The sequence below is a fragment of the Thermomicrobiales bacterium genome (assembly GCA_037045155.1).
In the GTDB taxonomy this organism is placed as follows: Bacteria; Chloroflexota; Chloroflexia; order Thermomicrobiales; family CFX8; genus JAMLIA01.
On sequence record JBAOIG010000003.1, the window covers coordinates 366,576 to 379,255 of the forward strand.

14 protein-coding genes are annotated in these 12,680 nt (G+C 63.7%); 5 read left to right on the plus strand and 9 right to left on the minus strand.

From position 1 onward, the window contains the following. Positions 1-67: 67 nt before the first annotated feature. A complete protein-coding gene (locus tag V9F06_04745; GenBank protein ID MEI2616942.1) occupies positions 68-682 on the plus strand; it encodes a 50S ribosomal protein L25 in 615 nt (204 codons plus the stop codon). A 7-nt stretch (positions 683-689) separates the two neighbouring features. Here V9F06_04745 and V9F06_04750 read toward each other — a convergent pair whose 3' ends face one another. Further along, positions 690-2,102 carry a glycosyltransferase gene (locus tag V9F06_04750; protein ID MEI2616943.1) on the minus strand — a complete coding sequence of 471 codons (1,413 nt, stop codon included), beginning with the start codon at positions 2,100-2,102 and terminating at the stop codon, positions 690-692. A gap of 53 nt (positions 2,103-2,155) precedes the next feature. Here V9F06_04750 and V9F06_04755 point away from each other — a divergent pair, with 53 nt between their 5' ends. Next, the gene (locus tag V9F06_04755; protein MEI2616944.1) at positions 2,156-3,337 is read left to right on the plus strand and encodes a glycosyltransferase family 2 protein; all 1,182 of its coding nucleotides are present in this window, start codon (positions 2,156-2,158) and stop codon (positions 3,335-3,337) included. Here the strand turns inward: V9F06_04755 and V9F06_04760 are convergent. Continuing rightward, positions 3,297-3,650, minus strand: a complete 354-nt coding sequence (locus V9F06_04760; protein ID MEI2616945.1) for a hypothetical protein — start codon at positions 3,648-3,650, stop codon at positions 3,297-3,299. The two genes, V9F06_04755 and V9F06_04760, sit on opposite strands and share 41 nt — an antisense overlap. Beyond that, positions 3,643-4,305, minus strand: coding sequence for an RraA family protein (locus tag V9F06_04765; protein ID MEI2616946.1), 663 nt, complete (start codon positions 4,303-4,305; stop codon positions 3,643-3,645). Before V9F06_04765 ends, V9F06_04760 begins: the two co-directional genes overlap by 8 nt. A gap of 88 nt (positions 4,306-4,393) precedes the next feature. Between V9F06_04765 and V9F06_04770 the strand changes: the two genes are divergently transcribed. Continuing rightward, a complete protein-coding gene (locus V9F06_04770; protein MEI2616947.1) occupies positions 4,394-4,882 on the plus strand; it encodes a flavin reductase family protein in 489 nt (162 codons plus the stop codon). Here the strand turns inward: V9F06_04770 and V9F06_04775 are convergent. Both V9F06_04775 and V9F06_04780 read right to left on the minus strand, forming a co-directional pair. Beyond that, entirely contained in the window at positions 4,858-5,139 is a 282-nt protein-coding gene (locus tag V9F06_04775; protein ID MEI2616948.1) for a hypothetical protein, read from the minus strand. The two genes, V9F06_04770 and V9F06_04775, sit on opposite strands and share 25 nt — an antisense overlap. After that, entirely contained in the window at positions 5,139-5,660 is a 522-nt protein-coding gene (locus tag V9F06_04780; GenBank protein MEI2616949.1) for a hypothetical protein, read from the minus strand. Before V9F06_04780 ends, V9F06_04775 begins: the two co-directional genes overlap by 1 nt. 145 nt (positions 5,661-5,805) lie before the next feature. Here V9F06_04780 and V9F06_04785 point away from each other — a divergent pair, with 145 nt between their 5' ends. Beyond that, entirely contained in the window at positions 5,806-5,940 is a 135-nt protein-coding gene (locus tag V9F06_04785) for a hypothetical protein (GenBank protein MEI2616950.1), read from the plus strand. Here V9F06_04785 and V9F06_04790 read toward each other — a convergent pair. From V9F06_04790 to V9F06_04805, 4 genes are all read right to left on the minus strand, one after another. Continuing rightward, a complete protein-coding gene (locus V9F06_04790; protein MEI2616951.1) occupies positions 5,937-7,664 on the minus strand; it encodes a proline--tRNA ligase in 1,728 nt (575 codons plus the stop codon). The two genes, V9F06_04785 and V9F06_04790, sit on opposite strands and share 4 nt — an antisense overlap. A gap of 87 nt (positions 7,665-7,751) precedes the next feature. Continuing rightward, positions 7,752-9,098 (minus strand): aspartate--tRNA(Asn) ligase, encoded by a 1,347-nt coding sequence (aspS, locus tag V9F06_04795; protein MEI2616952.1) that lies wholly within the window; start codon positions 9,096-9,098, stop codon positions 7,752-7,754. 390 nt (positions 9,099-9,488) lie between these two features. Then, on the minus strand, positions 9,489-10,823 hold the full coding sequence (locus V9F06_04800) for a hypothetical protein (GenBank protein ID MEI2616953.1): 1,335 nt from the start codon (positions 10,821-10,823) through the stop codon (positions 9,489-9,491). Positions 10,824-10,898: 75 nt separating this feature from the next. Next, positions 10,899-11,672, minus strand: coding sequence for a VOC family protein (locus V9F06_04805; protein MEI2616954.1), 774 nt, complete (start codon positions 11,670-11,672; stop codon positions 10,899-10,901). 151 nt (positions 11,673-11,823) lie between these two features. Here V9F06_04805 and V9F06_04810 point away from each other — a divergent pair, with 151 nt between their 5' ends. Further along, positions 11,824-12,585, plus strand: a complete 762-nt coding sequence (locus tag V9F06_04810; GenBank protein MEI2616955.1) for a hypothetical protein — start codon at positions 11,824-11,826, stop codon at positions 12,583-12,585. The last annotated feature ends 95 nt before the right edge of the window (positions 12,586-12,680 follow it).

Genomic DNA, 12,680 nt, shown 5'->3' on the forward strand with positions numbered 1-12,680 from the left:
CCAGAGCCGGAACGTGTGTCGCGCGCCGGCGCGAATGAATGAGTCATCCAGAAGGGCCAAGGGACGCATGGTTCAACGACACGAGCTGACAGCATCCACCCGTTCGGTCATCGGCAAGGACACGAAGAAGCTCCGCCGCGATGGCATCGTGCCGGGCATCGTCTATGGCCCGGTTATCGAGGAGCCGGTCGCCGTGAGCATCGACATGAAGGAAATCGACCGGGCATACGTTGCCTACGGTCCGAACGTCCTGATCGATCTCTCGGTGGAGGACGCCAGGTACACCGTCTACATGCGCCACATGTCGATCGACCGCCTGCGCCGTGAGCCGCTGCATATCGAATTCTTCGCGCCGAACCTGAAAGTCGAGATTCACGCAGCCATTCCGATCGTCGTCGTCGGCCAGCCGGCGAACACGGACGGCGTTGTGACCTATGGTCGAGAGACGATCGACGTGCGTGGGTTGCCGGCGAACCTCCCCGCGGTGTTCGAGGTCGATGTGACCGGCTTCGAGACAATCGACCAGGCCATCCACTTGCGCGACCTGACGATTCCGGACGGTGTTGAGGTCCTGACCGACCTGGAAGAGATGATCGTCAAGCTCTCGGCGCCGCAGCGCGTGGCGGTCGAGGATGTCGCCGAGGAAGCCGCCGCCGACGAGCAGCCGGCCACCGAAGGCTAGCCGGGTCTCATCCCCGCTTCGTTCGACCGAACAGCGAGTTCAGGTCTGGCCGCGTCAGGTGCTTGCGCCGCGCGGCCAGTTCTTTATCTCGATCGGCAACAACGGTCTCGAGTTTCCGCGCGTACTGCGCGGTTTCGCTATATAGCCGTTCGAGCCGCGCCAGGTATTCGTCCGATGGATCAGCGCCGCGCGACGTGCTGAGCTTCCACGGCTCCCGGCAATAACGGAGAAGCGGTTCGCAAACGTACTCCCACGTGTGTCTCGACGCGACATCGGCGAGGCGCGAGCGGATTGCGCGACCACGGTCGAGATCGAGTGTCTTTTCGATCGCCGCCATAACCGACGCGACATCGCCGGGCCGGGCGATCTCGCCGATGTCTTCGCCTCGGATAAGGTCGGCGAGCACGTCGCCATCGCTGACGATGGCCGGCAGTCCACACCAGAGAATGTCCATCACCCGGGTTCGGTAAGCGTATCTTGCCTCGACCGTTTCGACGTGGAGTGACAGTGCCGCGTCCGCTTCCAGAAGCCAGTTCTGACGTTCGTCGTAAGGTACCCAGGCGTTGAAGAACACGTTGCCGTCCAGGACGCCGAGCTCTCTGGCGAGCGCGACCGCCTTGTCGACAATCTCCATTTCGGCCACCTGGGCGCCGGGGCTACGAACACCCATGAAGACCAGCCGTAACTCGGGCCGTGACTGGACCAGCGCTGCTACTGCGCGGATAGCGGTTAGTGGATCGAGCCAGTTCCAGACGCCCCCGTTCCAGATCAGCAGCGGGTCATCATCTCCGATCGGCGGGAAGATCGACCGTGGGCCGGGTCCCGTCTTGCGTGGCTTGTCGGCGGGGAGCCCGAACGCGACGACATCGATCAGCGAACGCAGCGCGGGGTCGACTCGCAGGTACGCTGGTTCCAGCCGGCCGGCGACGGTCAATGCGCCGAGCCAGTAGTCACGCTGACGCTCCGACGCGCAGACGAAGAAATCGCCGAGCCCGAGCAGCCGCTCCAGAATCGTGAGGTCGTCGCGCCGGTTCGGGTCGCCTCGCTCGGGGTCGAGCCGTGCGTATTCGAGCTTCTCAAGGATCCACGGCGCGTAGAGATCGACGACAATGTGGCGATTCGCGAGAACCTCGGGATCGGCGTAGAGAAATGGCAGGTGCTGTGCGACGATGATCTCATGCTCGCGGACCAGAGTGGCCAGGTGATTGCCGCGCTCGTCCTCGGTTGCGCCGTCCCCGCCGTATGCGACAAGCGACACGCCGGCCGGCGCGGCCAAAGATACCGGGCCGGGCGTGGCGAGTGTCACTGGCTGCTGGGTTCCGATCACCCGCGCCATGTTCCAGTAGCGGATACCGGAGCCTGCCATTCGCTCGCCGATGGTGTCGGACGCGATCAGCAGGACCGATGGGCTTGTCGTCACCTGATGCTCCCTCGGTGTGACTGGAATAATGCCGTCCGAACAGGGAGGGTGTCATGCGGGAGAGCTGGTCGGCGGTTATCATCAACTATAACGGTGCGGCATTCCTTGGCGCTTGTATCGTAGCGCTCCAACAGACCAGCCCACCGCCCACGGAGATCGTCGTCGTCGACAACGCATCAACGGACGACTCGCTTCTTGAGCTGTCCGGGTTTCCACGGGTCAACGTCATGCGCCTGCCGCGCAACCTCGGGTTCGGCGCTGGCGCAAACGTCGGACTTGGAGCGGTCGAGACTCCCTATGCGCTGCTGATGAACCCGGACGTCGAGGTCGATCGTGACTTTGGCGCGGCATTGCTGGGCGCGTTTGGGAGTGACGCACGGCTCGGAGTGGCCGGCGCGCTGCTGCTCTTTCCGCAGACGACGACTGTCCAGCATGCAGGAGGCGTCCTCGAGAAGCCACTGATGACAACGCGACACCGAGGCTACCGTGAGCCGGCCGAGTCGATCGGCCCGGACAGTGTCGACGTAGATTTCGTCACCGGCGGCTGCGTAGCCTTGCGCACGGAGGCGTTCCATGCGGTCGGGGGATTCGACGAACAGTTCTCGCCGGTCTACTACGAGGATGTCGATCTCTGCGCGTCGTTGCGCGTCGCTGGTTGGCGGGTCCGTTTCGTGCCCGCACTCCGTGCTGAGCATCACGAGGGTTCGACGCTGGGTCGGTCTGACGACTACTTCCGCCACTTTCATCGCAATCGGCTGCGCTATGCCCTGAAGCACCTCTCGTCAGTCGAGTGGCGACGATCGTTTCTCCCGGCCGAGATCGAGCGCATCAGGTGGGACCTCGGCGAGGAAGGGGCGAATGACTGGCGCGCGTTCTCCGGCGCTGACGCCATTGAATCTCTGTTGACCGATGGCAGTGAAGCCGGGTCGACACTTGGCGCAGTGTCGCCGGCGGCGCTCCAGACGGCGGTTGGTGAATTGAAGGCCGGTTGGGAGGTGCAGCGACGCCGTCAGGGCGAGGGCCGGCTACGGCGAGCGCTCACCCCCTGGAATCGTCAGATCGACCGGGTAATCGAGGATCAGCGCGCGTTCAACGGCGCCATTGTCCGGGCATTCGCGCAGCAGGACGCAATGAATCGTCAGCAGACTGCGCAACTGCTGCTGATTGCGTTGGAGATTGCCGAGCGGCTTCGGGCTAGCGGTCGTCCTCCTGCCGATTTGCCAGGCCTCCGATAACCGGCAGCGACGGGTCGTGGCCGGAGTAGACAGCCCAACCGATCAGCGCGCCGGGCACAAACGGAGCCAGCAGTAGCAGTGGCAGGATGCAAAACAGAATCAGGCTCTGCCGTAGCAGCCAGATCGCCACAATGACCGTTGCGACCAGAAGCAGCAACAGAATGGGCGAGAAGAAGATAGCCTGCCGAGCGTGGCGGCGAAGAAACACTCTCTCCTTCGCCGCGCCGGTCAGCATCAGCAGCGGGACGATGGGCGTGAAGACGTAGCCAAGCGCGGCCGCGAGACGTTCCTGTTGACCTGGAGTGTTATCCAACCTGGTAGCGATCGTACACCTCGCTGAATCTGCCGCCCTTGAGAAGCTCCTCGCGCATGCGAGTCTCGGTCGTCGCGAGCGATTCGACCTCCTCCAGCACGTCGACCGTCAGCTCCGCTGGCACGATCACGACTCCGTCGGCATCGCCGACAACGAAATCGCCCGGCCGAACAAGCACGCCGCCGCACTGGACAGCATGGTCGTAGCCGCTGATGCGCCAACGTCGGATCGAGCTGGCCGGCGAGCGGTAGCGCGCGAACGTCGGGAAGCCCATCTCCAGAATCTGACTTACGTCGCGCGTGCCGCCGTCGATCACGACGCCATTGCAACCCCGGCCGCGCGCCCCGGTGCTCATGAGCTCGCCCCAGTGTGCGGCACTTTCGTCGCCACTGGCATCGACGACGGCAATAGACAACGGAATGAGGGCGTCGAGAAACGCTTTACGCAAATCCCAGTCATCTGGCTCTAGCGACGTGGCCGGCGCGCCTTTGCAGGTGAACGCTGGCCCTGCTACCCGCATATCAGTGGTCAACCCCTGGATTGCGCCGTGGACGATCTGGCCGCGAAGCCCACGCTTGTCGAGGACGTCCGCCACGGCGCCGGAATATACTGCCCGGTAGCGTTCGCAAAGATCGCGTAGCGCCTGCTCGTCCATCTCAACCTCCCTTATCTCGTCGGTATGTCGCCGGGGAGTCTACGCGGGCGGGCGGGTGAAGGGCAACAGGGGCAGGCAAGGAGATCGGGTGGAGAGTCGGTCTTTCCGTGATGTGGTCGGTCATTTCCCAACAGGCGTCGTCGTCGTTACCAGTGCCGACCAGGCGAGTGGCGCAATGCACGGCGTCACTGTCAACGCGTTCAGCTCGCTGTCGCTCGATCCGGTGCTGGCGCTTGTCTGTGTCTCTCGTGATTCACAAAGCCACGACTTTCTGACGACGCGGCCGGCGTTCGTCGTGAACATTCTCGCCCGGCGACAGATCGCGCTCGCCGAGCGATTCGCCGGCCGCGCTCCACTGGTATCTGCCGAATTTGCCGGAGTGCCGTTTGTCCCCGGAATCGACGGCGCGCCGGTCCTCGGTGGTTGCGTTGCCTGGATCGAGTGCCGGCGCGTCGCTACCTACCCTGGCGGCGATCATACGATTCTCATCGGCGAGGTCGTCGATGCCAGGCTCGGTGATGACGATGATCCGCTCGTCTTCTTTACCGGTGATTACACGTCGCTCACCTGGGGGTGACGGCGGATCGCTGCCTCCACGTCGCGGCGGCGCGTATATGGCGTCAGCCCGAGCAGCCCGGCAGGCTCACCATCGAGCTCGACGACCAGAGTCCGCTGGGTCGGGGATTGTCGAATCCATTCGGCCCGCTCGGCATCGGTCGTGAATGGGACCTGAAGCAGGTTGGCAGCAACATCGGGGTCGTTATGGAGAGCGTTCAGCGCTGGGATATCCGAGGGTTGGAACTCGCGGATGAATGCGGCTGTGCGTTGGGCCATCATGCCTCCTTGGTGCTGGCGGCGCGCGCGACGGCGATGTTGGCGGCACACAGGGCGAAGAAGAATCCGGAAAAACCCGCCTGCCGGAGTGCATCGATCAGGCGATCAGAGCTGAAGCTGATGATCCCCAGGAGGATCTGTAGCAAGGCCGCGGCTAGCATAAAGAGAGCGATTGCCGCAAACGGCAGGCCGGCCACTCCGCCAAGTACATCTGGCTTCACTGCCCTGCCGGACCCGCGCGCGACTCGGACGTAGAGTCCCGCATATCGATACCAGATGACGACGCCGACTGCTGTGAGCACGATAACGAGGAGTACGGCAGTGACTAGAAACGGCAGCGGGATCATGACGTTGATCAGACGGTTGACCAACGACGCGACAGCCAGCAGGATCAGCGCAGCAATGATGCAGACCGTGTTGATCGCGGCCAGCCGCAAGCCATCCGTCACTGCGCCACCGCGGGGTGACAATAGACGCCAGACCTGATCCTGGATTGGTTCCGGGCTGCCGGTGTAGCTCACGTGTCTATCCCGATCTTCGCTCTTGACGGGCGTTCGGCCGAGAGATTCTAACCCGAACCACCGGTGTCGGTTGCTATACTCGACCGGACTATGACGCTTGGTCGCGACGTACGCCGCGACCCCGTGCGACGAAAGTGAGGGCATCTTGGGAGGGACGCGCAACGTCTCGGTTCTCGTGGTCGCGCTGCTGATCCTTGGCGCGATCCTGGCACTGCTCTACCGTTCGGCGAGTAGCGAGGAGATCGGCGAGGACGAGTGGCATGACTTCGAGCACCCCTAGGAATGCAACCCGGGCTGTAGCGCCGCGTGCAGTCCGCTGAGGCTTTTCCGGACTGCCGCCACGACTGATTCAATCGAGACGACTTCGGCTTCGCTCGCTGACTGATCCCGCCGCTTGAGCTCGACCCCGCCTGCCTTGAGCGACCGCGCGCTGACGGTGAGCCGGATCGGGATGCCGATCAGGTCGGCGTCTGCGAACTTCACACCAGCGGATTCATCGCGATCGTCGTACAGAACCTCGACCCCTTCAGCAGTGAGCTGTCGATAGACGCCTTCGGCGATATCGCGGACAGTATCATCGGCGCCGATCAGAACCAGATGCGTGTCGAACGGCGCGACGGAGGCCGGCCATTGCAACCCTCGATCGTCGTGATGGCACTCGGCCAGCGCGGCGAGCATTCGCGAGACGCCAAATCCGTAGGAGCCCATGATCATGACCTGTTCCTCGTCCCGGACATCGAGGTAGGTTGCCTTCAGCGGCGCGGAATACTTCGTCCCGAGCTTGAAGATATTGCCGACTTCGATGCCTCGCGTCTCCTCGAGTGCCGTGCCACAGGACGGACACGGATCGCCGGACTCGACCATCAGCACGTCGGCAACGTAATCCGGCTCGTAGTCGCGACCGAGGTTGACGTTCAACAGGTGATAGCCCTCGCGGTTGGCGCCGGCAACCAGGTTCGGCGCCTGGGCTGATTCATCCGCGACGACGATCGTATCGCGCAGCCCGACCGGAGAGGCGTAACCAGGCACAGCTCCGCTTGCCCGGATCAGCTCATCGGTAGCAGGTGACAGATTCGCCGCGCCGATCAAGTTGGCCAGCTTGATCTCGTTGACCGACCGATCTCCGCGAATCACAACGAAGACGAGTTTTTCACCAGCCTGGTAGAAGACTGCCTTTGCTGTCCGATCGCGGCCGACACCCAGGAACGCAGCCACCGCCTCGATGGTTTTTGCGTTTGGTGTTTCGACCTTCTCGAGTGGAAGCGCAGGTTCGTCGGGCATTGATAGCGTGGTGCGGGCGACCTCGCGGTTCGCGGCATAGCCGCACGACGGGCAGGTCAGCAGCACGTCCTCACCCGCGTCAGCCACCAGCATGTACTCGTGGGACCCTTCGCCGCCCATGATGCCCGAGGCTGACTCGACGACGAGCACATCGATTCCACAGCGGTCGAACGCGCGGAGGTAGGCGCGATGGCAATCGTCGTAGAAGCGCTGCAGATCCTCACGGTTGGCGTGGAAAGAATAGGCGTCTTTCATCAAGAACTCACGCCCACGCAGCAGGCCGGCCCGTGGTCGCGGCTCGTCGCGGAACTTCGTCTGAATTTGAAAGAACTGGATTGGCAACTGGCGATAGGAACGCACCTCGCGGCGGACGAGGTCGGTCGCGACCTCCTCGTGTGTCATCGCGAGGACCATCTCCCGTTCTCCGCGGTCGGTGAAGCGGACGAGCTCGTCGCCGATGTCGTACCAGCGCCCGGTCTCTTGCCAGAGATCAGCGGGATGGACAACTGGCATCGCCAGCTCGTGGCAGTCGATGCGCTCCATCTCTTCGCGGATAATCCGCTCGATCTTCCGGAGAGATCGCCAACCGAGTGGCAGGTACGAATGAATGCCTGCGCCGAGCTGGCGCACGAAACCAGCGCGAATCAGCAGGGATGCGCTGATCGTGTCGGTCCCGGCCGGCGCGTCGCGTCGAGTCTTCCCGAACATCCCGCTGTAGCGCATGTCTCCTCCTTCGATCGGCGGAACTGTAACAGAGGCCGGGGGGCTGGCACGATGTCCAGCCTCCGGCCTCGACGTTGGACGCGGTTGCTACGGGGCTAACCTGTTGATATCTCGCGGGAACGCCGTCACCTCGCGGACGTTTGACGCGCCGACGAGTTGGGCGACGAAGCGCTCCAGACCGATCGCGCATCCTCCTTCGGGGGGCATGCCGAAGCGAAACGCGTCGAGATAGCCCGCGAACGGGGTTGGGTCCATGCCGCGCGCTGCCAATGCCGCGATCAGATGATCGTAACGATGCTCGCGTTGTCCGCCTGTAATCAGCTCCAGACCGCGAAAGAGCAGGTCGAACGAGCTGGATACCTCTGGTTTGGCTGGGTCTGGCATCGTGTAGAAGGGGCGCTTCGAAGTTGGATAGCCTTCGACGAACAGCCACTCACTACCGTGCTTGCGGGCGGCCCACTCGCCGAGCCAGCGTTCATGCTGGGGCGAGAGGTCTGGCTCGTGGCGCGCGTCTTCACCATACTCGTCGAGAATGACCTGCTGTGCCTCCTGGAACGTCACGACCGGGATGTCGGGGACGGCGGGTAGCGTCACGCCGAGTGACGCCAGATCGCGCTCGGACGTGATAGCTATCTCCGCCATCATCTCGTCCAGAAGCTCATTCACAAGCGCCATCACATCTCGGTGGTCCTCGATGAATCCTAGTTCCAGGTCAAGCGAGATGTACTCATTCAGGTGTCGTGTCGTTGCGTGCGGCTCTGCCCGAAAGACTGGCGCGACCTCGAAGACCCGTTCATGTACGCCGACCATGATCTGCTTGTACATCTGTGGCGATTGAGCCAGAAAGGCAGGTCGACCGAAGTACTCGATCGGGAAAAGGTTAGCTCCGCCTTCAGTTGCCGCGCCGACGATCTTCGGCGTGAAGATCTCGACGAACCCGCGTCGGTCGAGCGCGGCGCGGTAGGCGGCGACGAGGCTCGCCGTCAGCGCCAGCGCCGCTCGCTTCGACTCGTGCCGTAGCGCGATCGGGGCGCGCTCGAGCCAGACGTCGAGCGCAGGCTTCAGGACGGGCCGGTTGATCTCGAACGGCGGCGGCTCCGTGACCGCGGAGAGAACGTCGATCTCGCGCGCATGGATCTCGACCCCGCTCCGCGCCCGCGGTTCGGCGACGACGTCGCCGTGGACGGAGAGCACCGATTGAACCTGCAAGCCAGCGAGAATCTCGCGCAGGCGTTCGTCCTCGACGACGACCTGGGCTTCGCCGGAACGGTCGCGGATGGCGAAGAACGAGACCGCGCCAAGATCGCGGCGAGTGGTCAGCCAACCCTCGATCGTTGCCGGCCCCGTTGAGTCCGACGTCAGGTCTCGCGCCAGCGTCCGCGGCTTCGGGGCACATCTCCGGGCCCCGGTGGGTGTTGAGGAACTGAGAGCCACTTGGCACCTCCATATTCGGCTGGTCGTCGGGCGAGGGAAGATCCTCATCTGCTCGCGTTTGCCGACCGCGCCAAACACACGCGCCCCCGTCGAAAGGACGGGGGCGCGACCGTGGTGCCACCTTTCTTCGCGCCTGGCTCACGCCATACGCCTTTTCGAGCGCGCGACAGAGTGCCGCTGCTCGGACCCGCTAACGTGGGTCAGACGAATGCGGCTCGTGCCCCATCGGGGCGTCGCCGCACTGGCTCGGGAGTGTCTTCGCCGCCCACCCTGACCGCCGTCTCACACCTACTCCGGCTCGCTGAGGCAGGCGCAGCGGCTACTCTTCTCCGTCGTCGCCATTGGACTATCTGATTGTCGGGCTACTGTAGCGGTCTTCGATGTCGCGCGTCAAGCCCGACCGGGCGGCTCCTCGCCGTCTTCGTCCTCCGCTGGCGGCGAAGATGACTCCGTGCCGTCAATCACCCGAAAGTCGCTGACCGTTGGTCCTCGACGCGGCTTATCTGCGTTTTCCTTCGGCTCGCGTATGACTGGATTGACACCTAACCAGCGTCGATGTGCGCGGCTGCTGCCACGCGCTGCCAGCGCCTTGACCAACTGGTCGTCAGCGATCGCCCGGTAGGTCGAGTCTCGCAGCACGTCGATCCCGGTCATTGCGATGCACTCACCGAGGAGGATCGCCTGAGCATGTGCTTCGTCACTGGCCGTTAACATGCCGAAGTCGGATGTGCCGGGCGCTACCGGGTCATCGGTGATCCGCATCGCCACGTCGGCAGACGGCGTAATGTACGACACGTTCCCCCAGTCGCTCGCCGGTCCGGGTGGCGTTCGGACAATCGGATCCATCGGCAGCTTGTATGTGTCGCCGTATGTTTTCACCCGTCGGATGATGATGCGGTTGACGATCATGTCGTCGATTGCCGAGCCGAGGTCGAGATCGACGGTCGCGTCGTGTTCGGCGGCAACCGAATCCGCGCGATCTTTCAGCTCAACAGCCGTCTCGATCAACTCCGAGCGCGACCTTCCGAGGATCTCGAATCGAGCGGATAACGGCGTTGTGTCGACGACTCGGATCACACGTGGCGACGCCAGGGTGGTATCCAGCTCCTGGACGGATGGCAACAGCGCTTCGCAAGCGAGCGCTGCGGCGCCGCCCTCGAACGACACCGATGCAGCAAGCGAGCCCAGCCGATCGCCGGTGTTATCGATCGTGTAGGCGAAGCCCTGTCCAGCGGCGGCTGTGTGCACGCCAAGCGCTGCATCGAAGGGTTCCACCAGCCCGCGGGCTGCGGCCATCGCCTTCCAGTTGTGGGGGCCAGCCATGAAGGTCACGAACCCGAACTCGTGCTTGTCCTTCAGTGAAGCCGCCAGACCGATCGCCGCGGTTATTGTTGCTGCGATCGCGAGGTTGGCGCCATCGTTTGCCCAGCCAGTGGATTCATCGGGAAGGTCGGCAAGATAGGCGACGTGTGCATGTCGCAAACCTCGCCGTTCCGCCTTGGTATCGCGCTGCTCGTAAACCGCGCGGATTGTCCCCTCGATACCATCGGTATCGAAGTCGACCGCGAAGCCGGTGGCCTGGAACAACGCCGCGATGAGGGCCACACCCTGCGGTCCAGCTCCGTCGTGAAGCGCTCGTGATAGCGCCACGATATCGGAGCTTGCATCCTCGATCGCGGTGTGAACCGCCATGCGTGCGGCGTCTCGAACAAAGAACGTGCTCATATGCCCTCCGGGCGTTACTCGTCGTGAGATCGAACCACGATTGTACGTGACGCCCGGAGAGGTCGCAGAATCGCGTTAGCGAGCGACGAGACGCAGCCGGGCGCCGCCTGCGGCGGATGGGTCGATGTCTCTCTCCTCGGACGCTAGCAACTGGAGCTCGAACAGGCCAGTTCCGCGTTCGCTCAATTGATTGGCGACTGGTCCATCGCTAACCGCAGAGGCGAGCTCAACGCGATGTGGCCCGATGAGGAAGTACGCGCCACCCGCGCTCGTGCCGTCCGGTTCGCTCTTGTCGAGGAGCCGCTGGTAGCCGCCCACCGCGGCGTCGAGATCATCGACGGCGATGATCAGCGCGGAGATGCCGCGAACGCCGTTGGAATGGGTGCTGGCCTCCGCTGGCACGCGTAATCCACGGTCCGTGATGTCCTCGATGACAAACGGCAGGGCGGCGCTGTCGCCGGCCCCGACCATCGCGCTTCGCCATGCTAGCTGCTGGCCGTCGGGCCTCGCTCGCTGGCCGGGGTGCGGGCCGTCGTACGAGAGCCCGCGACTGCTGGTGGCGGTAACCACCGCCGTGACGTCGTCGGTCCCGACGGCGAAGTCGATCAGACCGCCTCCGTGACTGAGATGACGGTACCAGCGGTGGCCCGTGCCACTCGCGGGATCCGGCGCCTCGTAGAAGGCAATGAGCTCGAGATAGCTGCCATCCTGAAAAGTGATCAGCGCATTGTGGGTGTAGCGGGCGTGCTTGCCGCCCGGCACGACGGTGAATCCGAGCTGCTCGTACTGGCGAACGGCTTGGTCGAGATCTTCGACGAGAATCACGACATGGTCAATGGCGGTTGGCATCGTTGCTCCCTCTGCTGGATTCGCAATTTCACCAGCTTCCCGGCCGGCATACCGTCGATTGTAGCCGCAAAGGCGTATCTGGTTCCCGGATAATCTGCCAGCAAACCAGATCACTACCTGTACAATCGCTTCGAACCTGATGGGAGAGACGATGACGGTCGAGCGACGCCGAATCATTCGCACGTGTGGCCGGCTCGGGGTCATCGCGCCGGTGGCCCTTGTCCTCCTCGTTCTGCTGGCATGTTCGGGGCCGGAAACGCGGGACGACACCGATCCGACACCGATCCCGACTGCGACGCCGATCCCGCCAAGCCCGACCGCTACCGCGACGCTCGCGCCGACTGCTACCGCAACGCCGTCACCAACCCCCAGCCCGACGATAGCGCCCGCGTCCCCAACGGCGAATGCCTCGCCAACCGCGGTCGTTGAGCTGCAGAGTCGACTCCCGGCATTGGCAGACCTGCCGGATGGAGGCGCAGGCTACATCATCGCCGAAGAGGGGACGCGGAGCGCCCAGGAGTTGGCCAATGCTTATAGCGACCCGGCCGCGCATCTTCAGCGTCTGAATACCTGGGGTTTCAAGCGCCATGTGTACCGTGCTTTCGCGCGCGGTGACGAGTCGGGGACAGCGCCGACGACGATCCTCACAACAATCAATGAATATGGCAGCCCGGAACAAGCGTCCGATGCAGTCACCTGGCTCAAGCGACTGGCGACGACGCAGGGCGCCACCGAATCGGAGCCGCCGAAGCTCGGAGACGAAGCAGTCGCGCTCACCCAGCCAACGGCCGGCGGAACGCCAACGGCGTCGATCTACGTCCGCGAGGGTGCGATGGTCTTCGTCTATTTTGCGCAAGGTGGCGACCCACTCCCGACAATCACCTCAATCGCAACGGCGGTGCTCACGCGTTGATCGGTGGTGTTGTCACGATCGAGCGACCCCGGGGGTGGTCCGCTCGTGATCTTGCTCTGCGCCCCTTTTCTTATGATGACGCCATCATCACCCGG